Origin of the sequence: Burkholderia sp. MSMB1072 (assembly GCF_001524725.1) — a bacterium.
Lineage (GTDB): Bacteria > Pseudomonadota > Gammaproteobacteria > Burkholderiales > Burkholderiaceae > Burkholderia.
Map to the genome: position 1 here is coordinate 132350 of NZ_LOYC01000017.1, position 23940 is coordinate 156289.

At 66.8% G+C, this 23940-nt stretch carries 23 protein-coding genes; 18 read left to right on the forward strand and 5 right to left on the reverse strand.

The window, feature by feature from the left end; all coding sequences use genetic code 11:
- Positions 1-7 precede the first annotated feature (7 nt).
- The 10 genes from WS89_RS09180 to WS89_RS09225 all read left to right on the forward strand — a co-directional run bounded on the left by WS89_RS09180 (position 8) and on the right by WS89_RS09225 (position 10664).
- Complete coding sequence (locus tag WS89_RS09180) at positions 8-1204, forward strand: 1-deoxy-D-xylulose-5-phosphate reductoisomerase (RefSeq protein ID WP_059790569.1); 1197 nt, start codon at positions 8-10, stop codon at positions 1202-1204.
- Positions 1205-1215: 11 nt separating this feature from the next.
- The gene (rseP, locus tag WS89_RS09185; RefSeq protein WP_059505906.1) at positions 1216-2586 is read left to right on the forward strand and encodes an RIP metalloprotease RseP; all 1371 of its coding nucleotides are present in this window, start codon (positions 1216-1218) and stop codon (positions 2584-2586) included.
- A 61-nt stretch (positions 2587-2647) separates the two neighbouring features.
- Positions 2648-4957, forward strand: a complete 2310-nt coding sequence (bamA, locus tag WS89_RS09190; protein WP_006478499.1) for an outer membrane protein assembly factor BamA — start codon at positions 2648-2650, stop codon at positions 4955-4957.
- A 64-nt stretch (positions 4958-5021) separates the two neighbouring features.
- On the forward strand, positions 5022-5519 hold the full coding sequence (locus WS89_RS09195) for an OmpH family outer membrane protein (protein ID WP_034207658.1): 498 nt from the start codon (positions 5022-5024) through the stop codon (positions 5517-5519).
- 16 nt (positions 5520-5535) lie between these two features.
- Positions 5536-6618, forward strand: a complete 1083-nt coding sequence (gene lpxD, locus WS89_RS09200) for a UDP-3-O-(3-hydroxymyristoyl)glucosamine N-acyltransferase (protein WP_059790571.1) — start codon at positions 5536-5538, stop codon at positions 6616-6618.
- 129 nt (positions 6619-6747) lie between these two features.
- On the forward strand, positions 6748-7215 hold the full coding sequence (gene fabZ, locus WS89_RS09205; protein WP_006495559.1) for a 3-hydroxyacyl-ACP dehydratase FabZ: 468 nt from the start codon (positions 6748-6750) through the stop codon (positions 7213-7215).
- Between the two features lie 67 nt (positions 7216-7282).
- A complete protein-coding gene (gene lpxA, locus WS89_RS09210) occupies positions 7283-8071 on the forward strand; it encodes an acyl-ACP--UDP-N-acetylglucosamine O-acyltransferase (protein ID WP_034207656.1) in 789 nt (262 codons plus the stop codon).
- A gap of 3 nt (positions 8072-8074) precedes the next feature.
- Positions 8075-9244, forward strand: coding sequence for a lipid-A-disaccharide synthase (lpxB, locus tag WS89_RS09215; RefSeq protein ID WP_059505911.1), 1170 nt, complete (start codon positions 8075-8077; stop codon positions 9242-9244).
- Positions 9241-9885, forward strand: a complete 645-nt coding sequence (rnhB, locus tag WS89_RS09220) for a ribonuclease HII (RefSeq protein WP_059505913.1) — start codon at positions 9241-9243, stop codon at positions 9883-9885. The genes lpxB and rnhB overlap by 4 nt, the downstream gene beginning before the upstream one ends.
- Positions 9882-10664, forward strand: coding sequence for a TrmH family RNA methyltransferase (locus WS89_RS09225; protein ID WP_059790573.1), 783 nt, complete (start codon positions 9882-9884; stop codon positions 10662-10664). Before rnhB ends, WS89_RS09225 begins: the two co-directional genes overlap by 4 nt.
- 99 nt (positions 10665-10763) lie before the next feature.
- On the opposite strand, the gene ppsR is transcribed toward WS89_RS09225, so the two are convergent.
- Positions 10764-11579, reverse strand: coding sequence for a posphoenolpyruvate synthetase regulatory kinase/phosphorylase PpsR (ppsR, locus tag WS89_RS09230; RefSeq protein WP_034207652.1), 816 nt, complete (start codon positions 11577-11579; stop codon positions 10764-10766).
- Positions 11580-11955: 376 nt separating this feature from the next.
- Here ppsR and ppsA point away from each other — a divergent pair, with 376 nt between their 5' ends.
- The 3 genes from ppsA to WS89_RS09245 all read left to right on the forward strand — a co-directional run bounded on the left by ppsA (position 11956) and on the right by WS89_RS09245 (position 15957).
- Complete coding sequence (gene ppsA / locus WS89_RS09235; protein WP_034207651.1) at positions 11956-14355, forward strand: phosphoenolpyruvate synthase; 2400 nt, start codon at positions 11956-11958, stop codon at positions 14353-14355.
- 201 nt (positions 14356-14556) lie between these two features.
- Positions 14557-14991 (forward strand): NfeD family protein, encoded by a 435-nt coding sequence (locus tag WS89_RS09240; protein ID WP_059505916.1) that lies wholly within the window; start codon positions 14557-14559, stop codon positions 14989-14991.
- Between the two features lie 30 nt (positions 14992-15021).
- Positions 15022-15957, forward strand: a complete 936-nt coding sequence (locus tag WS89_RS09245) for an SPFH domain-containing protein (RefSeq protein WP_059505918.1) — start codon at positions 15022-15024, stop codon at positions 15955-15957.
- 153 nt (positions 15958-16110) lie between these two features.
- Here the strand turns inward: WS89_RS09245 and smpB are convergent, their stop codons facing one another.
- Positions 16111-16557 carry an SsrA-binding protein SmpB gene (gene smpB / locus WS89_RS09250; RefSeq protein ID WP_034181129.1) on the reverse strand — a complete coding sequence of 149 codons (447 nt, stop codon included), beginning with the start codon at positions 16555-16557 and terminating at the stop codon, positions 16111-16113.
- 99 nt (positions 16558-16656) lie between these two features.
- Here smpB and WS89_RS09255 point away from each other — a divergent pair, with 99 nt between their 5' ends.
- Positions 16657-17094 (forward strand): type II toxin-antitoxin system RatA family toxin, encoded by a 438-nt coding sequence (locus WS89_RS09255; RefSeq protein ID WP_034188832.1) that lies wholly within the window; start codon positions 16657-16659, stop codon positions 17092-17094.
- Between the two features lie 4 nt (positions 17095-17098).
- Positions 17099-17422 (forward strand): RnfH family protein, encoded by a 324-nt coding sequence (locus WS89_RS09260; RefSeq protein WP_050012887.1) that lies wholly within the window; start codon positions 17099-17101, stop codon positions 17420-17422.
- Positions 17423-17464: 42 nt separating this feature from the next.
- Here the strand turns inward: WS89_RS09260 and WS89_RS09265 are convergent, their stop codons facing one another.
- From WS89_RS09265 to WS89_RS09275, 3 genes are all read right to left on the reverse strand, one after another.
- A complete protein-coding gene (locus WS89_RS09265; protein WP_059790575.1) occupies positions 17465-18430 on the reverse strand; it encodes a DMT family transporter in 966 nt (321 codons plus the stop codon).
- 117 nt (positions 18431-18547) lie between these two features.
- The gene (locus WS89_RS09270) at positions 18548-19234 is read right to left on the reverse strand and encodes a Vgb family protein (RefSeq protein WP_059506101.1); all 687 of its coding nucleotides are present in this window, start codon (positions 19232-19234) and stop codon (positions 18548-18550) included.
- 31 nt (positions 19235-19265) lie between these two features.
- Complete coding sequence (locus tag WS89_RS09275) at positions 19266-20486, reverse strand: hypothetical protein (protein ID WP_059790577.1); 1221 nt, start codon at positions 20484-20486, stop codon at positions 19266-19268.
- A 114-nt stretch (positions 20487-20600) separates the two neighbouring features.
- Here WS89_RS09275 and WS89_RS09280 point away from each other — a divergent pair, with 114 nt between their 5' ends.
- The 3 genes from WS89_RS09280 to guaB all read left to right on the forward strand — a co-directional run bounded on the left by WS89_RS09280 (position 20601) and on the right by guaB (position 23936).
- On the forward strand, positions 20601-21365 hold the full coding sequence (locus tag WS89_RS09280) for a DUF899 domain-containing protein (protein WP_059790579.1): 765 nt from the start codon (positions 20601-20603) through the stop codon (positions 21363-21365).
- A gap of 27 nt (positions 21366-21392) precedes the next feature.
- The gene (locus WS89_RS09285; RefSeq protein ID WP_059790581.1) at positions 21393-22196 is read left to right on the forward strand and encodes a DUF2182 domain-containing protein; all 804 of its coding nucleotides are present in this window, start codon (positions 21393-21395) and stop codon (positions 22194-22196) included.
- 279 nt (positions 22197-22475) lie between these two features.
- A complete protein-coding gene (guaB, locus tag WS89_RS09290; protein ID WP_034207642.1) occupies positions 22476-23936 on the forward strand; it encodes an IMP dehydrogenase in 1461 nt (486 codons plus the stop codon).
- Positions 23937-23940 lie beyond the last annotated feature (4 nt).

Genomic DNA, 23940 nt, shown 5'->3' on the forward strand with positions numbered 1-23940 from the left:
TTCTGTTATGCAAAAACGTCTGACATTGCTCGGTTCCACGGGCTCGATCGGAGACAGCACGCTCGATGTGGTCGCGCGCCATCCCGAGCGCTTCTCGGTCTACGCGCTGACCGCGCACCGCAACGGCGACAAGCTCGTCGAGCAGTGTCTGCGCTTCGCGCCTGAAGTGGCGGTGGTCGGCGATGCCGCGACGGCCGCGCACGTCGACGCGAAACTGCGCGCGGCGGGCAGCAAGACGATCGTGCTGCACGGGCCGCAGGCGCTCGTCGACGTGTCGAAGAGCGACGGCTGCGACACGGTGGTCGCCGCGATCGTCGGCGCGGCCGGCCTCGCGCCGAGCCTGGCGGCCGCACGCGCCGGCAAGCGGATCCTGCTCGCGAACAAGGAAGCGCTCGTGATGTCGGGCGCGATCTTCATGGACGCCGTGCGCGACCATGGCGCGATCCTGCTGCCGGTCGACAGCGAACACAACGCGATCTTCCAGTGCATGCCGCGCGACGCGGCCGAACACGGCGGGATCTCGAAGATCATCCTGACCGCGTCGGGCGGCCCGTTCCGCACGCGCGAGCCGGCCACGCTCGTCGACGTGACGCCGGACGAGGCGTGCAAGCACCCGAACTGGGTGATGGGCCGCAAGATCTCGGTCGATTCCGCGACGATGATGAACAAGGGCCTCGAGGTGATCGAGGCGCACTGGATCTTCGGGCTGCCGGGCGACCGGATCGACGTGCTGATCCATCCGCAGAGCGTGATCCATTCGCTCGTGTCGTACCGCGACGGCTCGGTGCTCGCGCAGCTCGGCAACCCCGACATGCGCACGCCGATCGCACACGCACTCGCATTCCCCGAGCGCGTCGACGCGGGCGTCGACCAGCTCGACCTCGCGCAGATCGCCCAGCTGTCGTTCGAGAAGCCCGATTACGCGCGCTTCCCGTGTCTCGCGCTCGCGCTGAAGGCACTCGAGGAAGGCGGTATTGCGAGCGCCGCATTGAACGCGGCGAACGAAGTGGCGGTCGAAGCATTTCTCGAGCGCCGGATCGGCTTCATGACGATCGCGGCGACGGTCGACGCGGTGCTCAATACGCTGCCGAACCGCGCGCCCGACGGGCTCGACGACGTCCTCGCGGCGGATGCCGAGGCTCGCCGCCTCGCGGCCGCGATCATTGCAAAAGCGCCTGCGCCACGCGTGGAGCGTACGGTCTGAATGGGGTGCTCATGAACGTGCTGGTCGAACTGGTCGCGTTTGCGGTGGCGATCGGGGTGCTGGTCGTCGTGCATGAGTACGGACATTATCGCGTCGCGCGCTGGTGCGGCGTGAAGGTGCTGCGTTTCTCGATCGGCTTCGGCCAGCCCGTCGCGCGCTGGGTCAGCCGCAGGACGGGCACCGAGTGGACGCTGTCCGCGCTGCCGCTCGGCGGCTACGTGAAGATGCTCGACGAGCGCGATCCGGGCCCCGGCATTCCGCCCGAGGAACTCGGGCAGGCATTCAATCGCCAGTCGGTCTACAAGCGCATCGCGATCGTCGCGGCCGGGCCGATTGCGAACTTCCTGCTGGCAATCGCGCTGTTCTCCGCCGTATTCGCCACCGGCGTGACCGAGCCGGCCGCGATCGTCGCGCCGCCGGCCGCCGGTACGGCGGCGGCCCGCGCGGGCTTCGACGGCAGCGAGACGGTCGTGTCGATCCGCAACGCGCAGGGCGGCGAGTCCGAACCGGTGCGATCGTGGTCGGACCTGCGCTGGAAGCTGCTGTCGGCCGCGTTCGACCATCGCGAGGTCGTGCTCGGCGCGCGCGACGGCAATGCGACGTTCGATTTCCGCGTCGACCTGCGCAACGTGCCCGACAGCCAGCTCGACGACGACTTCATGGCTCATCTGGGCTTCGAGGCCGGCGGCGGCACGTTGTCGGTCGCGTCGGTGCAGCCGGGCAGCGCGGCGGAGCAGGCCGGCCTGAAGGTCGGCGACAAGCTGGTCGCGCTCGACGGCAAGCCGCTCGGGGGCGCGGCGCGCTTCATCGATACGGTGAAGCACCACGCGGGCCAGCCGCTCGACCTGCAGATCGAACGCAACGGCGCCGCGCAGACGGTGTCGATCGTGCCGCAGATGCAGCGCGACGACGAATCCGGGCAGCAGGTCGGCCGGATCGGCGCGGCGCTGTCGATGCACGCGCCGTCGGTGGACGTGCGCTACGGGCCGATCGAGAGCCTGCGGCTCGGCGCGCATCGCACGTGGGACATTTCCGTGTATTCGCTGAAGATGTTCGGGCGGATGATCACGGGCAACGCGTCGCTGAAGAACCTGTCCGGCCCGGTGACGATCGCCGACTACGCAGGCAAGAGCGCGCGGCTCGGCCCGTCGGCGTTCCTGTCGTTCCTCGCCCTTGTCAGCATTAGCCTTGGCGTCTTGAACTTGTTGCCGATTCCCGTTTTGGACGGGGGGCATCTGTTATATTATGCGGTTGAAGCCGCGACCGGGAAAGCCGTCTCGGAGCGTTGGCAGCTGATTCTGCAAAGAGCCGGGTTGATCTGCATCGTCGCATTGTCGGCGATCGCGCTGTTCAACGATTTGGCTCGGTTAATCCATTTCTGAAGCGTCAGGCGGCGGCCGCTGGTCAGCCGCCCGATTTGATGCAGCTAAATATTGGGGATGCATGTTGTTCAAACCTCATCGCTTTGTACCTAAGACAGTTGCAGCGGCCGCGCTCGCCGCGCACGGCCTCGCGGCGCATGCAGCGGCACCGTTCGTGGTGCAAGACATCAAGATCGAGGGGCTGCAGCGCGTCGAAGCGGGTTCGGTGTTCGCCTATCTGCCGATCAAGCAGGGCGATACCTTCACGGACGACAAGGCATCCGAAGCAATCCGCGCGTTGTACGCGACGGGCTTTTTCAACGACGTTCGCATCGCCACGCAGGGCAACGTCGTGATCGTGCAGGTGCAGGAGCGTCCGGCCATCGCGTCGATCGACTTCACCGGCACGAAGGAATTCGACAAGGACAACCTGACGAAGGCGCTGCGCGCGGTCGGCCTCGCCGATGGCCGCTACTACGACAAGGCGCTCGTCGACAAGGCGGAGCAGGAGCTCAAGCGCCAGTACCTGACGCGCGGCTTCTATGCGGCCGAGGTCAAGACGACGATCACGCCGGTCGACGCGAACCGCGTGTCGATCCTGTTCGCGGTCGCCGAAGGCCCGAGCGCCAAGATCCGCCAGATCAACTTCATCGGCAACAAGGCGTTCAGCACCAGCACGCTGCGCGACGAGATGCAGCTGTCCACGCCGAACTGGTTCTCCTGGTACACGAAGAACGACCTGTACTCGAAGGAAAAGCTCACGGGCGACCTCGAGGCCGTGCGCTCGTACTACCTGAACCGCGGCTACCTCGAGTTCAACATCGAGTCGACCCAGGTGTCGATCTCGCCGGACAAGAAGGACATGTACCTGACGGTCACGCTGCACGAAGGCGAGCCGTACACGGTGTCGGGCATCAAGCTGTCGGGCAACCTGCTCGATCGCGAAGCCGAGCTCAACAAGCTGATCAAGATCAAGCCGGGCGACCGCTTCTCCGCCGAAAAGCTGCAGCAGACCACCAAGTCGATCGTCGACAAGCTCGGCGAATACGGCTACGCATTCGCGACCGTCAATGCGCAGCCGGACATCGACCAGGCGAACCACAAGGTGAACCTGAACCTCGTCGTCGACCCGAGCCGCCGCGTGTACGTGCGCCGCATCAACGTGGTCGGCAACACGCGCACGCGCGACGAAGTGGTGCGCCGCGAAATGCGCCAGCTCGAAAGCTCGTGGTTCGACTCGAACCGCCTCGCGCTGTCGAAGGACCGCGTGAACCGTCTCGGCTACTTCACCAACGTCGACGTGACGACGGTGCCGGTGGAAGGCACGAACGACCAGGTCGACGTGAACGTGAAGGTCGACGAAAAGCCGACCGGCGCGATCACGCTGGGCGCCGGCTTCTCGTCGACGGACAAGGTCGTGCTGTCGGCCGGCGTGTCGCAGGACAACGTGTTCGGTTCGGGCACGAGCCTGTCGGTAAACGTCAACACCGCGAAGAGCTACCGTACGCTGACCGTCACGCAGGTCGACCCGTACTTCACGGTCGACGGCATCAAGCGGATCACGGACGTCTTCTACCGCACGTACCAGCCGCTCTACTATTCGACGAGCTCGAGCTTCCGGATCATCAGCGCGGGCGGCAACCTGAAGTTCGGCATTCCGTTCTCGGAAGTCGACACCGTGTACTTCGGCGCGGGCTTCGAGCAGAACCGCCTCGACGTCGATTCGAACACGCCGCAGAGCTACCAGGATTACGTGAACGAGTTCGGCCGCGTGTCGAACACGGTGCCGCTGACGGTGGCATGGTCGCGCGATGCGCGCGACAGCGCGCTGATTCCGAGCCGCGGCTACTTCACGCAGGCGAACATGGAGTACGGCGTGCCGGTCGGCAAGATCCAGTACTACAAGGCCGACCTGCAGGCGCAATACTACTATTCGTTCTCGCGCGGCTTCATCCTGGGCCTGAACCTGCAGGGCGGTTACGGTAACGGTATCGGCAACCCGTACCCGATCTTCAAGAACTACTACGCGGGCGGTATCGGCTCCGTGCGCGGCTACGAGCCGAGCTCGCTGGGCCCGCGCGACACGAAGACGAACGACCCGATCGGCGGTTCGAAGATGCTGGTCGGCAACATCGAGCTAACGTTCCCGCTGCCGGGTACGGGTTACGACCGCACGCTGCGCGTGTTCACGTTCCTCGACGGCGGTAACGTGTGGGGCAATGCGCCGGGCGGCACGAGTACGGGCGCGAACGGCCTGCGCTACGGCTACGGTGTGGGTCTCGCGTGGATCTCGCCGATCGGCCCGCTGAAGCTGAGCCTCGGCTTCCCGCTGCAGAAGCATGAAGGCGACCAGTACCAGAAATTCCAGTTCCAGATCGGGACGGCGTTCTGATCGAACGCATGACAACAGCAACGAGAGGGTAATTTTGCTAACCGGTAAGTTTTCGAAACGAGTGATGTGCGCGCTGACCGTTGCGCTGGCCCTGGGCGCGGCGACGGTGCACGCACAGGACGTCGCCCGCATCGCGGCGGTCAATTCGGATCGGATCCTGCGCGAGTCGGCGCCCGCAAAGGCGGCGCAGACGAAGCTCGAAGCCGAGTTCGCGAAGCGTGACAAGGATCTGCAGGATCTGGCGGCACGTCTGAAGTCGATGTCCGATTCGCTCGACAAGAACGGCACGTCGCTGTCGGCGGCCGATCGCGCGCAGAAGCAGCGCGATCTCGCGCAGCTCGACACCGACTTCCAGCGCAAGCAGCGCGAGTTCCGCGAAGACCTGAACCAGCGTCGCAACGAAGAGCTGGCTGCCGTGCTGGAAAAGGCGAACAAGGTCATCAAGCAGATCGCCGAGCAGCAGAATTACGACCTGATCGTGCAGGAAGCCGTGTACGTCAGCCCGCGCATCGACATCACCGACAAGGTGCTCAAGGCGCTCGCGTCCGGCTCGGCGAACTGAACGGAGCAGACGACGAATGGCATTGACGCTCGAGGAACTCGTAAAGCGGTTCGGCGGCGAGATCGCCGGCGACGCACAGTGCACGGTCGGCGGCCTCGCGCCGCTCGATCAGGCAGGCCCTCAGCAACTCGCGTTTCTCGCGAACCCGAAGTACCTGTCGCAGGTCGAGACGACCCGCGCCGGCGCGGTGCTGATCGCGCCGAAGGATCTGGAGAAGCTGGGCGCGACCGCCGCCGGCCCCCGCAACTTCATCGTGACGCCGAATCCGTACGCGTACTTCGCGCGCGTCGCGCAGATGTTCATCGATCTCGCCACGCCGCCGCGTGCGGCCGGCGTGCATCCGAGCGCGACGATCGATCCGGCCGCGCAGGTCGCCGCGACCGCGGTGATCGGCCCGCACGTGACGATCGAAGCCGGCGCGGTGATCGAAGACGGCGTGCAGCTCGACGCGAACGTGTTCATCGGCCGCGGCACGACGATCGGCGCCGGCTCGCATGTCTATCCGAACGCATCGGTGTACCACGGCTGCAAGATCGGCCCGCGCGCGATCATCCATGCGGGCGCCGTGATCGGCTCGGACGGCTTCGGCTTCGCGCCGGATTTCGTCGGCGACGGCGATGCGCGCACCGGCAGCTGGGTCAAGATCCCGCAGGTCGGCGGCGTGACGATCGGGCCGGACGTCGAAATCGGCGCGAACACGACGATCGACCGCGGTGCGATGGCGGATACCGTCATCGAGGAATGCGTGAAGATCGACAACCAGGTGCAGATCGGCCACAACTGCCGGATCGGCGCGTACACGGTGATCGCCGGCAGCGCCGGCATCGCGGGCAGCACGACGATCGGCCGCCACTGCATGATCGGCGGCGCGGCGGGAATCGCCGGCCACGTGACGCTCGGCGACTATGTCATCATCACCGCGAAGTCGGGCGTATCGAAATCGCTGCCGAAGGCCGGCATCTATACCAGCGCGTTCCCGGCCGTCGACCACGGCGAATGGAACAAGAGCGCCGCGCTCGTGCGCAACCTCGACAAGCTGCGCGAGCGCGTCAAGGCGCTCGAAGCCGCGCTCGCCGCCCAGGGCGGCGCCCACGCCTGAGCCCATCATGCGAGACCACGAACCGGGCACGGCCAGCGCAACCGGCCCGGTTCGTCAGACTGGGTCGCACGGCGGCCCGCTTCAGCCTTTGCATCACCACCGCGCAGCCTCTGCGTGAGACGAACCATCATGAGCACTGAAAAAATCAATCTCGACATCCACAAGATCCTCACGCTGCTGCCGCATCGCTACCCGATTCTGCTCGTCGACCGCGTGCTCGAACTCGAACCGCACAAAGGGATCAAAGCGCTGAAGAACGTGTCGATCAACGAGCCGTTCTTCCAGGGGCACTTCCCGAAGCGGCCGGTGATGCCGGGCGTGCTGATCCTCGAGGCGCTCGCCCAGGCCGCGGCGCTGCTGACGTTCGCGGAAGAGCAGCCGAAGGATCCGGAGAACACGCTGTACTACTTCGTCGGGATCGACGGTGCCCGCTTCAAGCGCGTGGTCGAACCGGGCGACCAGCTGATCCTGAACGTGACGTTCGAGCGCTACATTCGCGGCATCTGGAAATTCAAGGCGGTGGCGGAAGTGGACGGCAAGGTGGCGGCGGAAGCCGAACTGATGTGCACGGTCAAGACGGCCGACGCGGCGCCCTGAGCGACGCGGCACGCATGGATAACGTAACGCGAGCAACGCGACACATCATATCGAGAGGCAACGGCGCATGACCAGGATTCATCCTACCGCGATCGTCGAGCCGGGCGCGCAGATCGACGAGTCGGTCGAGATCGGCCCGTACGCGATCGTCGGCCCGCACGTCACGATCGGCGCGCGCACGACGATCGGCTCGCACAGCGTGATCGAAGGCCATACGACGCTCGGCGAGGACAACCGCATCGGCCATTACGCGTCGGTCGGTGGCCGTCCGCAGGACATGAAATACAAGGACGAGCCGACGAAGCTCGTGATCGGCAACCGCAACACGATCCGCGAATTCACGACGATCCACACGGGCACCGTGCAGGACGTCGGCGTGACGACGCTCGGCGACGACAACTGGATCATGGCCTATGTGCACATCGGCCACGACTGCCGCGTCGGCAACAACGTGATCCTGTCGAGCAACGCGCAGATGGCCGGCCACGTCGAGATCGGCGACTTCGCGATCGTCGGCGGCATGTCGGGCGTGCACCAGTTCGTGCGTATCGGCGCGCATTCGATGCTGGGCGGCGCGTCGGCGCTCGTGCAGGACATTCCGCCGTTCGTGATCGCGGCGGGCAACAAGGCCGAGCCGCACGGGATCAATGTCGAAGGGCTGCGCCGGCGCGGTTTCTCGGCCGACGCGATCTCGGCGCTGCGCAGCGCGTACCGCGTGCTGTACAAGAACAGCCTGTCGCTGGAGGAAGCGAAAGTGCAACTGCGCGAGCTCGCGCAAGCCGGCGGCGACGGCGATGCACCGGTGAAGGCGCTCGTCGAGTTCATCGACGCGTCGCAACGCGGCATCATCCGCTAAGCGATGCCGCTCCCGACCAATCAGCTGCGGCTCGCGATGGTGGCCGGCGAGCCGTCGGGCGACCTGCTCGCGGCATCGCTGCTCGGCGGGCTGCGCGAGCGGCTGCCCGAATCGGCCCAGTATTACGGGATCGGCGGGCAGCGCATGATCGCGCATGGCTTCGACTCGCACTGGCAGATGGACAAGCTGACCGTGCGCGGCTATGTCGAGGCGCTGGGCCAGATTCCCGAGATCCTGCGGATTCGCGGCGAACTGAAGCGCCAGTTGCTCGCCGAGCGGCCGGATGCGTTCATCGGCGTCGACGCGCCCGATTTCAACTTCAACGTCGAGCAGGCCGCGCGCGACGCGGGCATCCCGTCGATCCACTTCGTGTGCCCGTCGATCTGGGCGTGGCGCGGCGGCCGGATCAAGAAGATCGCGAAGTCCGTCGACCACATGCTGTGCCTGTTCCCGTTCGAACCGGCGATTCTCGACAAGGCCGGCGTCGCATCGACCTACGTCGGCCATCCGCTCGCCGACGAAATTCCGCTCGAACCCGATACGCACGGCGCGCGCATCGCGCTGGGTCTGCCGGCCGACGGGCCGGTGATCGCGGTGCTGCCGGGCAGCCGGCGCTCGGAGATCGCGCTGATCGGCCCGACGTTCTTCGCGGCGATGGCGCTGATGCAGCAGCGCGAGCCCGGCGTGCGGTTCGTGATGCCGGCGGCGACGCCCGCGCTGCGCGAGCTGCTGCAGCCGCTCGTCGACGCGCACCCGCAGCTCGCGCTGACGATCACCGACGGCCGCTCGCAGGTCGCGATGACGGCCGCCGACGCAATCCTCGTGAAGAGCGGCACCGTCACGCTGGAAGCCGCGCTGCTGAAGAAGCCGATGGTGATCTCGTACAAGGTGCCCTGGCTGACCGGGCAGATCATGCGCCGGCAGGGCTACCTGCCGTATGTCGGCTTGCCGAACATCCTGGCGGGGCGCTTCGTCGTGCCCGAGCTGCTGCAGCATTTCGCGACGCCAGAGGCGCTTGCCGATGCGACGCTCACGCAGCTGCGCGACGATGCGAACCGCCGCACGCTGACCGAAGTGTTTACCGAAATGCATCTTTCGCTGCGGCAGAACACGGCCGCGAAGGCGGCCGAGGCCGTCGTGCGCGTGCTCGAGCAACGCAAGGGGCGCGCATGACCGCAGTCCGTGCACCGCGCCGCCGCGCGTCGAGCGACGTGCAGGGCGGTTTCGATTTCAGCCGCCCGGACGAGATCGTCTGCGGCGTCGACGAAGCCGGCCGCGGCCCGCTCGCGGGGCCGGTGGTGGCCGCCGCGGTGATCCTCGATCCGGCGCGGCCGATCGACGGGCTCGACGATTCGAAAGTGCTGTCCGCGAAGAAGCGCGACATGCTGTACGACCTGATCGTCGAGCGTTCGCACGCATACTGCGTCGCGTCGGCGAGCGTCGACGAAATCGATACGCTGAACATCCTGCACGCGACGATGCTCGCGATGAAGCGGGCCGTCGAAGGGCTGTCGGTGCTGCCGACGCTCGCGCAGATCGACGGCAACCGTTGCCCGACGCTGAGCGTGCGCGCCGAGGCGATCGTCAGCGGCGACGCGCTCGTGCCGAGCATCTCGGCCGCATCGATCCTCGCGAAGGTCACGCGCGACCGGATGTTGGTCGATCTGCACGAACGCTTCCCGGTGTACGGCTTCGACGTACATGCGGGCTACGGCACCGCGAAACATCTTGCCGCATTACGCGAGCACGGCCCGTGCGAAGCGCATCGGCGCTCGTTCGCGCCCGTGCGTGCGGCGCTTGATCTGATTCGATGAAAAGCATTACTTCCCGCGACAACCCGCTGTACAAGCGCCTGAAGGTGCTCGCGGGTTCGACGCCCCATCAGCGCCGCAGCGGCCAGGCGCTGCTCGAAGGTTTCCATCTGGCGAGCGCGTACCTCGACACGGGTGCGACACCCGAGCTGTGCGTCACGACCGAAGGTGCGCTCGGCCACGCCGACGCGCAAGCGATCGTCGCGCGTATCGACGCGCAGCGGATCGTCACGCTGCCGGACGCGTTGTTCGGGCAGTTGTCGAACGTCGTCAACGGCGTCGGTTTCCTGCTGCTGGTCGACCGGCCGGCGCAACCGCTGCCCGAACGCGTGACGCATACGTCGGTCGTGCTCGACGGCGTGCAGGATGCCGGCAACGTCGGTTCGATCCTGCGCAGCGCGGCGGCGGCCGGCGTGCGTCACGTGTTCTGCGCGCCGGGAACGGCCCATGCGTGGTCGTCGAAGGTGCTGCGTTCGGGCATGGGCGCGCATTTCCTGCTGTCGATCCATGAGGATGTCGACGCGGCAGCGCTTGCAGAACGCCTCGACGTACCGGTTGCGCTGACCGACTCGCATGGCGCGCAGGCGGTCTACGACTGCGATCTGTCGGGGCCCGTCGCGTGGGTGTTCGGCAACGAAGGCGCCGGCGTGTCGGCATTCTGGCGCGACGCGGCCACGCATCGCGTGACGATTCCGCAGCCGGGCGGGATGGAGTCGTTGAACGTTGCGGCGGCGGCGGCAGTATGCCTGTTCGAGCAGGTGCGGCAGCAGCGGCCTGCGTGACGCCGCACGCGCGTATTCGCCGTAAAACGAAACAAGGCCGCGTTCGACGCGGCCTTGTTGCTTTCGGCGGCGGCCGGACCGCCGCCAGTGCTTTCGCGCTCAGTAGGACTGCCGGTCGAGGCGGATTTCCTGCAGGATCGTCGTCGCGATTTCCTCGATCGACTTGTGCGTCGACGACAGCCACTTGATCCCTTCGCGGCGCATCATCGCCTCGGCCTCGTTGATCTCGTAGCGGCAGTTCTCGGGCGCCGCATACTTGCTGCCCGGCCGGCGCTCGTTGCGGATCTCCGACAGGCGCTGCGGGTCGATCGACAGCCCGAACAGCTTGTCGCTGTACGGCGACAGCGCCGACGGCAGCTTGCCGCGTTCGAAATCCTCCGGAATCAGCGGATAGTTGGCGGCCTTCACGCCGTACTGCATCGCGAGGTACAGGCTCGTCGGCGTCTTGCCGCTGCGCGACACGCCGACGAGGATCACGTCGGCTTCCGACAGGTTGCGGTTCGACTGGCCGTCGTCGTGCGCGAGCGAGAAGTTGATCGCCTCGATCCGCGTCTTGTATTCCTCGGTGTCCGCATTCTGGTGGCCACGGCCCATCGCGTGACTCGACTTGAGTTCCAGTTCCTGCTCGAGCGGTTCGACGAAGCGCTGGAACATGTCGAGCACGAGCGCGTTCGAGCGCTTGACGATGTCGTTCGACTCGCTGTCGACGAGCGTCGTGAACACGATCGCGCGACGGCCGTCGTGCACGGCGGCCTCGTTGATCTTCTCGACGGTCGCATAGGCCTTGTCGAGCGAGTCGACGAACGGCACGCGCACGAGGCGGAATTTCTGGTCGAACTGGGAAAGGATCGAATGCGCGAAGGTTTCGGCAGTAATCCCGGTGCCGTCGGAGACGATGAATACGGTAGGCAGCATGAATCTGGACGTCGAGCGTGAAGGGCAGTTGCGCGGGCGGCTGGAGGCGAGCCTCCAGACCCAGTGACAAGGTCGCGCCACATCCGGCAGCCGGCACGGTAGAATAGCGGCAACCTGTTGGATAAGCAATTGCGGGGGCAGGGCGCGAACGGCGCCCGGTGGCTGGGCCGCGCGATTCCCTAATTCCCGGCAAGTCTGGCGATTTGTCTGAAAATATCGCCCTTCTGCCGGGATTTTTGCAAATCGGGTCGGAAGATTTCCGCTGCTGCGAGTGTTTATCTAACAGGTTGCGCAAGACGCGCCGCGCCTTTTTGCAAGCGCCCGCGTTCGAGCCCACTTGCGCGATCGAGTATTTTTTTCACACTTAGGGGCTTGTATGACTAACGCAGCAAACGTCGCAAAGGACCAGGCGTATGTAATTCCGTTCGAGCAGTTGCGGATGACCGATGTGGAGATCGTGGGCGGCAAGAATGCGTCGCTCGGCGAGATGATCAGCCAGCTTTCCGAAGCAGGCGTTCGCGTACCCACCGGTTTCGCCACGACCGCGCTCGCGTTCCGCGATTTCCTCAAGCACAACGACCTCACCGATCGCATCGCCAAGCGTCTCGAGTCGCTCGACATCGACGACGTGAAGGCGCTCGCCGAAGCCGGCGCCGAAATCCGCAAGTGGATCGTCGACGCGCCGCTGCAGCCGCGCCTCGAGCAGGAAATTCGCGCGCAGTTCGAAGTGCTGAAGAACGGCTCGCCGAGCGAACTGTCGTTCGCCGTGCGCTCGTCCGCGACCGCGGAAGACCTGCCCGACGCATCGTTTGCCGGCCAGCAGGAGTCGTATCTCAACGTCGTCGGCATCGACGACGTGCTGGACCGCATGAAGCACGTGTTCGCGTCGCTGTACAACGACCGCGCGATCTCGTACCGCGTGCACAAGGGCTTCACGCACGCCGAAGTCGCGCTGTCGGCCGGTGTGCAGCGCATGGTCCGCTCGGACGTCGGCGCCGCCGGCGTGATGTTCACGATCGATACCGAATCGGGCTTCAAGGACGCCGTGTTCATCACGTCGAGCTACGGCCTGGGCGAAACCGTCGTGCAGGGCGCGGTGAACCCGGACGAGTTCTACGTGTTCAAGACGACGCTCGCGCAGGACAAGTACCCGATCATCCGCCGCTCGATCGGCTCGAAGCTGATCAAGATGGAATTCACGCAGCCGGGCGAGCCGGGCCGCGTGAAGACGGTCGACGTGCCGCACGAGCAGCGCAACCGCTACTCGATCACCGACGACGACGTGATCGAGCTCGCGAAGTACGCGGTGATCATCGAGAAGCACTACCAGCGTCCGATGGACATCGAGTGGGGCAAGGACGGCCGCGACGGCAAGATCTTCATCCTGCAGGCGCGTCCGGAAACGGTGAAGAGCCAGGCAACCGGCAAGGCCGAGCAGCGCTTCAAGCTGAAGGGCCAGTCGCAGGTGCTGGCGACGGGGCGTGCGATCGGCCAGAAGATCGGCGCGGGCCCCGTGCGCGTGATCCAGGATCCGTCGGAAATGGAACGCGTGCAGCCGGGCGACGTGCTGGTGGCCGACATGACCGACCCGAACTGGGAGCCGGTGATGAAGCGTGCCGCGGCGATCGTCACGAACCGCGGCGGCCGCACCTGCCACGCGGCGATCATCGCGCGCGAACTCGGCGTGCCGGCCGTCGTCGGCTGCGGCGATGCGACCGACATCCTGAAGGACGGCGCGCTCGTTACCGTGTCGTGCGCGGAAGGCGACGAAGGCAAGATCTACGACGGGCTGCTCGAGACCGAAGTCACGGAAGTGCAGCGCGGCGAACTGCCGGAAATCCCGGTCAAGATCATGATGAACGTCGGCAACCCGCAGCTCGCGTTCGACTTCTCGCAACTGCCGAACGCCGGCGTGGGCCTCGCGCGTCTCGAGTTCATCATCAACAACAACATCGGCGTTCACCCGAAGGCGATTCTCGAGTACCCGAACATCGACCAGGACCTGAAGAAGGCGGTCGAGAGCGTCGCACGCGGCCACGCGTCGCCGCGTCAGTTCTACGTCGACAAGCTGACGGAAGGCGTCGCGACGATCGCGGCGGCGTTCTATCCGAAGCCCGTGATCGTGCGTCTGTCCGACTTCAAGTCGAACGAGTACAAGAAGCTGATCGGCGGTTCGCGTTACGAGCCGGACGAGGAAAACCCGATGCTGGGCTTCCGCGGCGCGTCGCGCTACATCGCCGACGATTTCGCGCAGGCGTTCGAGATGGAGTGCCGTGCACTGAAGCGCGTGCGCGACGAGATGGGCCTGACGAACGTCGAGATCATGGTGCCGTTCGTGCGGACCGTGAAGCAGGCGGAGCGCGTCGTCGGCCTGCTCGAGAAGTTCGGCCTGAAGCGCGGCGAAAACGGTCTGCGCCTCGTGATGATGTGCGAAGTCCCGACCAACGCGATCCTCGCCGAAGAGTTCCTGGAACACTTCGACGGCTTCTCGATCGGCTCGAACGACCTCACGCAGCTCACGCTCGGCCTCGACCGCGATTCGGGCATGGAACTGCTGGCAGTCGACTTCGACGAGCGCGACCCTGCCGTCAAGTTCCTGCTCAAGCGTGCGATCGATACTTGCCGCAAGATGGGCAAGTACGTCGGTATCTGCGGCCAGGGCCCGTCCGATCACCCGGACTTCGCGCAATGGCTGACCGACGAAGGCATCGTGTCGATCTCGCTGAACCCCGACACGATCATCGATACGTGGCAGGCGCTCGCCAACCGGAAGTAACGGTCGGTCATGCCTTTTCGGCGAAGGAGCGGCATCGCCGCTCTTTCGATGAAGGCAAAATGCAAGGTTCATGCTATAAACACCCCGGTAAGCACCGGGGTGTTTTTGTTTGTCGGTACGTGTCGGGCCGCCCCAAGCGTGCCGACTACCCCGCGGGGCCGCGAACAGGGTGAACGCGGGGGCGTTTTTCTGGAGACCACAATGATGTCGGGGCATCTGTTTTGGTGGGTCGGGGTGGGTGTGCTGGTCGTCGCCGAATTGCTGACGGGCACGTTCTATCTGTTGATGATCGCGCTCGGCTTTCTCGCGGGCGGGTTGTTGCAACTGGCCGGTTTCGCACCGCACGTGCAGTTCGGCGCGGCGGCCGCGGTCGCGATCGTCGCGATGATCGTGCTGCGTCGCTCGGGGCTCGGCCGCAAGCAGAAGCGCGACACGTCGACGAATCCCGACGTCAATCTCGATATCGGCTCGACCGTCACGGTCGACGCGTGGCGTGACGGCCGCGCGCGCGTACGGTATCGCGGTGCCGACTGGGACGTCGAGCTCGCGCACGGCGAGCGCGACGATGCGCACGTGTACCAGGTGAGCGCCGTGCGCGGCAACTGCCTCGTGGTCGTGGCGAAACCCGCGGGCTGATCGTCCGCCGATACAAAGGAGGAAATATTCATGGATTCGCTGATCATCTGGGTTGTCCTGCTCGTCATCGCGATCGTGATCGTGTCGAAGACGGTGAAGATCGTGCCGCAGCAGCATGCGTGGGTGCTCGAGCGCTTCGGGCGCTACCACGCGACGCTGTCGCCCGGTCTCAATATCGTGCTGCCGTTCGTCGATCGCATCGCGTACCGGCACGTGCTGAAGGAAATTCCGCTCGACGTGCCGAGCCAGGTCTGCATCACGCGCGACAACACGCAGTTGCAGGTCGACGGCGTGCTGTATTTCCAGGTGATGGATCCGATGAAGGCGTCGTACGGGTCGAGCAACTTCGTGCTCGCGATCACTCAGTTGTCGCAGACGATGCTGCGCTCGGTGATCGGCAAGCTCGAACTCGACAAGACCTTCGAGGAGCGCGATTTCATCAACCACAGCATCGTGTCGGCGCTCGACGACGCCGCGGCGAACTGGGGCGTGAAAGTGCTGCGCTACGAGATCAAGGACCTGACGCCGCCGAAGGAGATCCTGCACGCCATGCAGGCGCAGATCACCGCGGAGCGCGAAAAGCGTGCACTGATTGCCGCCTCCGAAGGACGCAAGCAGGAGCAGATCAACCTCGCGTCGGGGGCGCGCGAAGCCGCGATCCAGAAGTCCGAAGGCGAGCGGCAGGCCGCGATCAACCAGGCGCAGGGCGAAGCCGCCGCGATTCTGGCGGTGGCCGAGGCGAACGCGCAGGCGATCCAGAAGATCGCGAGCGCGATTCAGTCGCAAGGCGGGATGGACGCGGTGAACCTGAAGGTCGCCGAGCAGTATGTCGGCGCGTTCTCGAATCTCGCGAAGCAGGGCAACACGCTGATCGTGCCGTCGAACCTGGCAGATCTCGGCACCGCGATCTCGTCGGCGCTCACGATCGTCAAGAGCGCGGGGGCGGCGTCCGGCGCGAAGGGCTGAGCCCGGTGATCGATGCGCATGCGGTGGCCGCGTGCGCGTCGTCGTGCGGCGAATCGTCGCGCAGCCGGTGGCCAGCCGGCGCGATTCAGGAATACCAAAGCAACACGGCCCGCTTCGAGCGGGCCGTGTCGTTGGCGATGAGCGCCGCGAGCGTCAGGCGCCGGCGCGCATGATGCGCGCCTTCTCGCGTTCCCAGTCGCGCTTCTTTTCGGTTTCGCGCTTGTCGTGCAGCTTCTTGCCCTTCGCGAGCGCGATGTCGCACTTCACGCGACCGCCTTTGTAGTGGAAGTTCAGCGGCACGAGCGTGTAGCCGCGCTGCTCGACCTTGCCGATCAGCTTCTTGATTTCCTCGCGGTGCAGCAGCAGCTTGCGCGTGCGAACCGGGTCGGGCTTGATGTGCGTCGAGGCTTCGGGCAGCGGGCTGATATGGGTGCCGATCAGGAAGATCTCGGCGTTCTTCACCACGACGTAGCCTTCCTTGATCTGGCCGCGCCCGGCGCGCAGCGCCTTGACTTCCCAGCCTTCGAGCACGAGCCCCGCCTCGTAGCGTTCCTCGATGTGGTAATCGAAGTGCGCTTTCCTGTTGTCGATGATGCTCATGAAAGGATCGGGCCAAGTCGTTTAAAATCACGATTTTAGCAAAGCGGGGCGAGAATCGCCCGGCTTGGCGTTCCCACTTTGAGCGATGCCGCGCGATTTATGGCAGATGTCCAGAAAACCGTATTGATCCGTCATTCGGCGGAACAGATGTTCGACCTCGTCACCGACGTGGCCGACTACCCCAATTTCCTGCCCTGGTGCGGCGGTGTCGAGATTCGCCGTCAGGACGAGAGCGGAATGGAAGCGCGCATCGACATCAACTTCAAGGGCATCAAGCAGCATTTCGCGACGCGCAACACGCAGCAGCGCCCGACGCGGATCGACATGGAGTTCACGGATGGTCCGTTCAAGAAGTTCACGGGCTCGTGGCGTTTCACGGCGCTGCGCGCCGATGCGTGCAAGATCGAATTCGCGCTGCATTACGAGTTTTCGAGCATCCTGCTCGAGAAGATCATCGGGCCGGTGTTCAGCCACATCGCGAACACGTTCGTCGATTCGTTCGTGAAGCGCGCGGACCAGCGCTACGGAAAGGGGTGACGCGATGCTGTCGATCGAAGTCTGTTACGCACTGCCGGACCGCCAGACGCTGATTCCGCTGTCGCTGCCCGAAGGGGCGACCGTGCGCTCGGCAATCGACGCGAGCGGCGTGCTCGCGTTGCATCCGGAGATCGATCTCGCACACGCGAAGACGGGCGTCTACGGCAAGCTCGCGCCGCTCGATGCGCCGCTCGTCGATCACGACCGCGTCGAGATCTACCGTCCGCTGATCGTCGATCCGAAGCTCGCGCGCCAGCGGCGCGTCGACAAATCCCGCCGCGACGGCTCGATCGAGGGCCGCAAGTGGATGCACAAGGACGCGCGCTGACGCGTCGTTCGCCCCGATTGGTCGGATCGAACGCCGCGGCGCTCAGTGGGCCGCGGCGTTTGCGTTTGCCGGCGCGCTGCCCGGCGTGTCGCCGTGCCGTCGCACCGAGCCGTATACGCCGGCGAGCAGCAGCACGAGCGCGGCGATCTCGAGCGCGTGCGGCATTCGCCGGTCGTACACGAACGCATACAGCATCGCGAACACGGTTTCGAACACGATCAGCTGACCCGACAGCGTGAGCGGCAGCCGCTTCGACGCGGCATTCCACAGCCCGTTGCCGAGCCACGATGCGCCGATCGCGAGCCCGAGGTTCAGCAGCCAGAACAACTGCCAGCGCGACGCCGGAACGGTCGCCTGCACCATGCCGGCCGGCAGCGCGAGGATCGCCAGCCAGCAGAGCCCGCCGAGCAGGCCCGTCACGACACCCCACAGCACCGACCATTCGTTGCCGCCGAAGCGGTGATGACGCTGCAGGTAGCGTGCATTCGCCACCGCATACCAGGTCCAGCTCGCGAGCGCGCCCGCCGCACACGCGATGCCCGCGAGTTTCCGGGCGAGCGTCGTGGCGTGTGCGGCTTCGGACGTGAACAGGTCGACGTTGATGCAGACGATGCCCGCGATCACCAGCGCGAGCGGGGCGGCGAGCCGCCGCAGCGGCACGGCGCCATGGTCGCCGAGGCCCGCGAGCGTGACGGTCACGGGCAGCACGCCGACGATCAGCGAACTCGGCGCGATGCCGATCAGGTGCACGGCGCCGGACAGCAGCATGTAATACGCGACGTTGCCGACGATGGCGAGCTTCACCAGGGCGGCGAGATCCTCGCGGGTCAGCCGCGCGAGCAGCGAGCGGGTGGCGGGCAACGCGGCCGCGAGCGACACGAGGCCGTACATCGCGTAGCGGCCGGCGCTCAGCAGCAGCGGCGAGAAATCGGTCAGCAGCCGCGGAACGAGAAACACCATGCCCCACAGGGCGCCTGCCAGGACACCGTACACCACGCCGCGCCGCATCGACCGCTCCGAACAAATGACCGAGGTGCGCGCATCTTAGCGATGCCGTCGCGGCGGCGTCTTGTTCATTCCTGCACTCGGGGCGGGGCGCGTCGAGCGGTGTCGACGGGCGGCGCATCAGTCTTCTGCCGGATCGGGCGGTGCCTGCGTGCCGTCGGTCGCGGCACGCGTGTGTGCCGGGCGACGCACGGCGCGCAGCTTGCCGCTGTTGCCGCCGCCGCAGTAGAAGCGGTCGTGACCGTCGGATTCGAGCCCCGAGACGCCGACGCCGGCCGGCATGTCGATCTGCTCGAGCACCTGGCCCGTGCGCGGATCGATGCGCCGCAAGTCGCTCCGGTCGGCTTCCCACGTGCCGTGCCACAGCTCGCCGTCGACCCACGTCACGCCGGTGACGAAGCGGTTCGATTCGATCGTGCGCAGCACGGCGCCCGATTGCGGATCCACCTGATGAATCTTGCGCTCGCGGTACTGGCCGACCCACAGCGTGCCTTCCGCCCATGCGAGCCCCGAATCGGCGCCGCCGCCGGGCGCCGGAATCGTCGCGAGCACGCGCCCCGATTCGGGGTCGATCTTCGCGATGCGGTCCTCGACGATCTGGAACAGGTGGCGGCCGTCGAACGCGGTGCCCGCGTGCGCGGCGACGTCGAGCGAACGGACGGTCGTGCCGGCCTCGGGGTCGAGCGCATTCAGCTTGTCGCCGGACGCATACCACACGTGCTGCCCATCGAACGTGACGCCGTGCACGCCGTCGACGCCCGGAAACGGGCCGTACTCGCGAAGGATGTCTGCAGTGGAGCGTTTCATGTTCGTCACCTCGTCGTTCGATGAGGCCATCCTAATCGCCCGGCAACGCAACCGGGAGTAACAAGGTCGTCGCGAAGCCGGGCAGCGGCGGCGTCAGCCAGCGGCGCGCACGTCCGCGGCCGAGTGCCTGCACCTTGCCGGTTTCCACGAGCGCATCGAGCGCGCGCTGCACGGTGCGCTGGCTGGCGCCAAGTGCGAGCGCCAGCGAGGAGCTCGACCACGCTTCGCCGTCGGCGAGGAGCGCGAGCACGGCCGCATGGCGATCGTCGACCGGGCGCGCGAGAACGACGGTCTCGCGCACGCCGAGCGGTTCGAGCGCGAAGCCGCGCGGCGTCGCGACGACGTTCGCGAGCGGGCGCAGCACCGCGCGCAGCCGGCCCATCTCGACACGCAGCCGTGCGCGATGCGATTCGTCGGCCTGTTTCGCGCGGAACGCGGCGGCGACGAGCGCGTTTCTCGACACGTCGGCCGGCCACGCCTCGCCGAGCGCGCGGGCGAGCACGAACAGCACCGGACGCCGCGCGAGCGACACGGTCGTGCGCGCATCGCGCACCGTGTGGCGGCACGCGTCGACGACGAGCGCATTCGACTCGAACAGCGTCTCGACTTCGTCGAGCGGCACGAGCCGCGACGTGCCGCGCGCGATGAGCCGCGCGGCCGGTGCGTCGAGCACGCGAGCCGCGGTGTCGACCTCGGCCGTCAGCGCGGCGATGCCGGCGGCGCGGGCGGCCGTCCGCGCCCGGGCAAGCGCCGCGCGGGCCGCGTGCGTGCGAATGCGGCGCATCGCGATGCCGGCCGCGATCAATTCATGGGCGGCGCGCGATGCGGGCGGCAGCGGCGCGGGATCGAGATGCGCGAGCAGCCGCTCGGCCTCGTCGAGATGGCCGATCAGCAGCAACCGGCGCACGCCGAGATAGCGGGCATGCGCGGCGTTCGCGCGGTCGCCGTGCGCGTCGAGCGTCGCGCAGGCCGCATCGAGCGCGCGCGTCGGCCAGTGCAGGTCGCGCGACGCGAGCGCGATCTCGGCTTCCGCGACGACGCAGCGCGCCCGGGCGATCGCTTCCTTTGCGCCGAATGCACGTGCGGCGCCACGCACGAGCGCCCGTGCACGTTCGAAATCGCCGAGCTGCGCGAGCGCGATGCCGCGCAGCGCGAGCGCCGGCGCATCGTCGCGCAGCGCGACGCGGTTCAGCGCACCGAGCGCGTCACCGGCCGCGAGCGCGCGCGCGGCCGCCGTGATCAGCGAATCCATTCGAATCCCGACACACTTGTCACTCCCTCTGGTCCGATGCCCGGCACTAATCTAGCACCACGCACACGGCCCCGTACGCCGTGCCCGGATACCCATCGGAAGGAGGAACCCGCAATGACGACCCATCTCACCGGAACACGCGACGAATGGCTGGCCGAACGCCGCGCGCTGCTCGACGCGGAAAAGGCGCTGACGCGGCAAAGCGACGAACTCGCGCGGCGGCGCCAGGCGCTGCCGTGGGTGCGCGTCGACAAGACCTACCGGTTCGATACCGAAGCAGGGCAGGCGACGCTCGACGACCTGTTCGGCGGCCGTTCGCAATTGCTCGTCTATCACTTCATGTTCGGTCCCGACTACAAGGCGGGCTGCCCGTCGTGCTCGGCGCTCGCCGACGGCTTCGACGGCTTCGCCGTGCATCTGGCGCACCACGACGTGACGCTCGCGGCCGTGTCGCGCGCGCCGCTCGCGAAACTGCTCGCGTACCGGCAGCGGATGGGGTGGACGTTCCCGTGGGCGTCGTCGGTCGACAGCGATTTCAACTTCGACTTCAACGTGTCGTTTACCGAAACGCAGCGGCGCGCGGGCGACGTCGAATACAACTATGCGCGGGCCGCTCACGCGATGGACATGGATCCGCCGCCGGCGCCCGTCGTGCAGTTCGCGGCCACGTGCGGCACCGACGCGGCCACGTATTCGCTCGACCGGCCGGGGATGAGCGCGTTCGTGCGCGAGGACGGCGCCGTCTATCACACGTATTCGACCTACGCGCGCGGCCTCGACGGGTTGTGGGGGATGTACCAGTGGCTCGATCGCGCGCCGCGCGGCCGCAACGAGGCCGGCCCGTGGTGGCGCCGTCACGACGAGTACGCGCGCGGCTGAGCGGCCGGTGACGAGCGGGAGCGCGCGATGACACGGCCGACAACCGGCGAGGCGGCAGCCGATCCGCGGGCATTCGGCGCGGCGGCCGTGGCCGTGTTCGTGCTTGCCGCGATGGCGACGCTGGCGCAGCACGCGTCGATGGCCGCGATGGGCGGCGAACCGATGTCCGGCGGCTGGATGGCCTCGGCCGTCTGGCTGCGGCCGTGCGGCCGGGGCGCCGGGCGCGCATTCGCGGCGTTTGCCGGAATGTGGGGCGCGATGACGGTGACGATGATGCTGCCCGTGCTCGCGCCGCAGCTCTGGCATGACTGGCAGCGCATCGGCCCGCGGACGGCGCGGTCGGCCTGGCTCGTCGTCGTCGTGGGGGCGGGATATTTCTCGGTCTGGATGGCGCTCGGGGCGCTCGTGTTTCCGGCCGGCGCCGCACTGACGGCGGCCGGCGCCCGGCTACCGGCGCTCGCCCGTGCGATGCCCTTTGCGGCCGGCGCCGTCGTGGTGGCCGCGGGCGCGTTGCAATTCTCCGGGTGGAAGACGCGCCGGCTGGCATGCTGCCGGCACGCGGCGGCGCCCGCGCATTGGCCGCAGGTGGCGATCGTCGCGGCATGGCGGGCCGGCGTGCGCGCTGCCATTCGATGCGGGGCGTGTTGCGGAAACCTGATGGCGGTCGCACTGGCGGCCGGCATGATGGATCTGCGCGTGATGGCCGCCGTGACGGTGGCCATCACCGCCGAACGCGTTGCGCCGGCCGGCGGCCGCGTCGCGCGGATCGTCGGTTGCGGGACGGTAGCGGGCGGCGTGGCGATGATCGTTCGCGCGGCCGGGCTGGCGTGACGCGCGGCAGGCCAGCCGCTTCGGCGGGGCGCCGGGCCGTGCGCGGCCGCTGCCGAAGCGGCCGTGTGGCCCCGCCGCGACACGGGTGCTTGCCGCCCAAACTGTCGGTTGCGCGAATGGCTCGATGCGGCGATGAAACGAAAAGCGATCGAAAACGAACCGAACGGCGATCCGAACGATTCGGCCCCCGAACGGCCGAAACCGGCTAAGCCGTTGTTCGTGTTGTGAAAATTCGCAGCGCTTCGCGTATAATTCGCTTTTGCGCCCATAGGATTTGCCATGCGTCTGATCCAAAAAGCACTCACTTTCGATGACGTGCTCCTCGTTCCCGCCTTCTCCGACGTTCTCCCGCGCGACACCAGCCTCAAGACCAAGCTGACCCGCAACATCTCCCTGAACATGCCGCTCGTGTCCGCCGCGATGGACACGGTCACCGAAGGTCGCCTCGCGATCGCGATGGCGCAGCAGGGTGGCGTCGGTATCGTCCACAAGAACCTCACGCCGGCCGAACAGGCCCGTGAAGTCGCGAAGGTCAAGCGTTTCGAGTCGGGCGTCGTCCGCGACCCGATCACGGTCCCGCCGCAGATGAAGGTGCGCGACGTGATCGCGCTGTCGCGCCAGCATGGCATTTCGGGCTTCCCGGTCGTCGAAGGCCCGCAGCTCGTCGGCATCGTCACGAACCGCGACCTGCGTTTCGAAACGCGCCTCGACGAGCCGGTCAAGTCGATCATGACGCCGCGCGAGCGCCTCGTCACGGTCAAGGAAGGCACGCCGCTCGCCGAAGCGAAGGCGCTGATGCACAGCCACCGCCTCGAGCGCGTGCTGGTCGTCAACGATGCGTTCGAGCTGCGCGGCCTGATGACCGTCAAGGACATCACGAAGCAGACCGAGCACCCTGACGCGTGCAAGGACGAACACGGCAAGCTGCGCGCAGGCGCGGCGGTCGGCGTCGGTCCGGACAACGAGGAGCGCGTCGAGCTGCTGGTGCAGGCCGGCGTCGACGTGATCGTCGTCGATACCGCGCACGGTCACAGCAAGGGCGTGCTCGAGCGCGTTCGCTGGGTCAAGCAGAACTTCCCGCACGTCGAGGTGATCGGCGGCAACATCGCGACGGCCGCCGCCGCGAAGGCGCTGGTCGAATACGGCGCGGACGCGGTCAAAGTCGGTATCGGCCCGGGCTCGATCTGCACCACGCGGATCGTCGCGGGTGTCGGCGTGCCGCAGATCAGCGCGATCGCGAACGTCGCGGAAGCGCTGAAGGGCACCGGCGTGCCGTGCATCGCCGACGGCGGCGTGCGTTTCTCGGGCGACGTGTCGAAGGCCCTCGCGGCCGGCGCGAACGCGGTGATGATGGGCAGCATGTTCGCGGGCACCGAAGAGGCGCCGGGCGACGTGTTCCTGTACCAGGGCCGCCAGTACAAGTCGTATCGCGGCATGGGTTCGGTCGGCGCGATGAAGGACGGCGCGGCGGACCGCTACTTCCAGGACAACTCGGCGAACATCGACAAGCTCGTGCCGGAAGGCATCGAAGGCCGCGTCGCGTACAAGGGTTCGGTCAACGCGATCCTGTTCCAGCTGGTCGGCGGCGTGCGCGCCAGCATGGGCTACTGCGGCTGCAGGACGATCGACGAGCTGCACGAGAAGGCCGAGTTCGTCCAGATCACCGCAGCGGGCATGCGCGAGTCGCACGTGCACGACGTGCAGATCACGAAGGAAGCGCCCAACTATCACGTGGACTGATCGC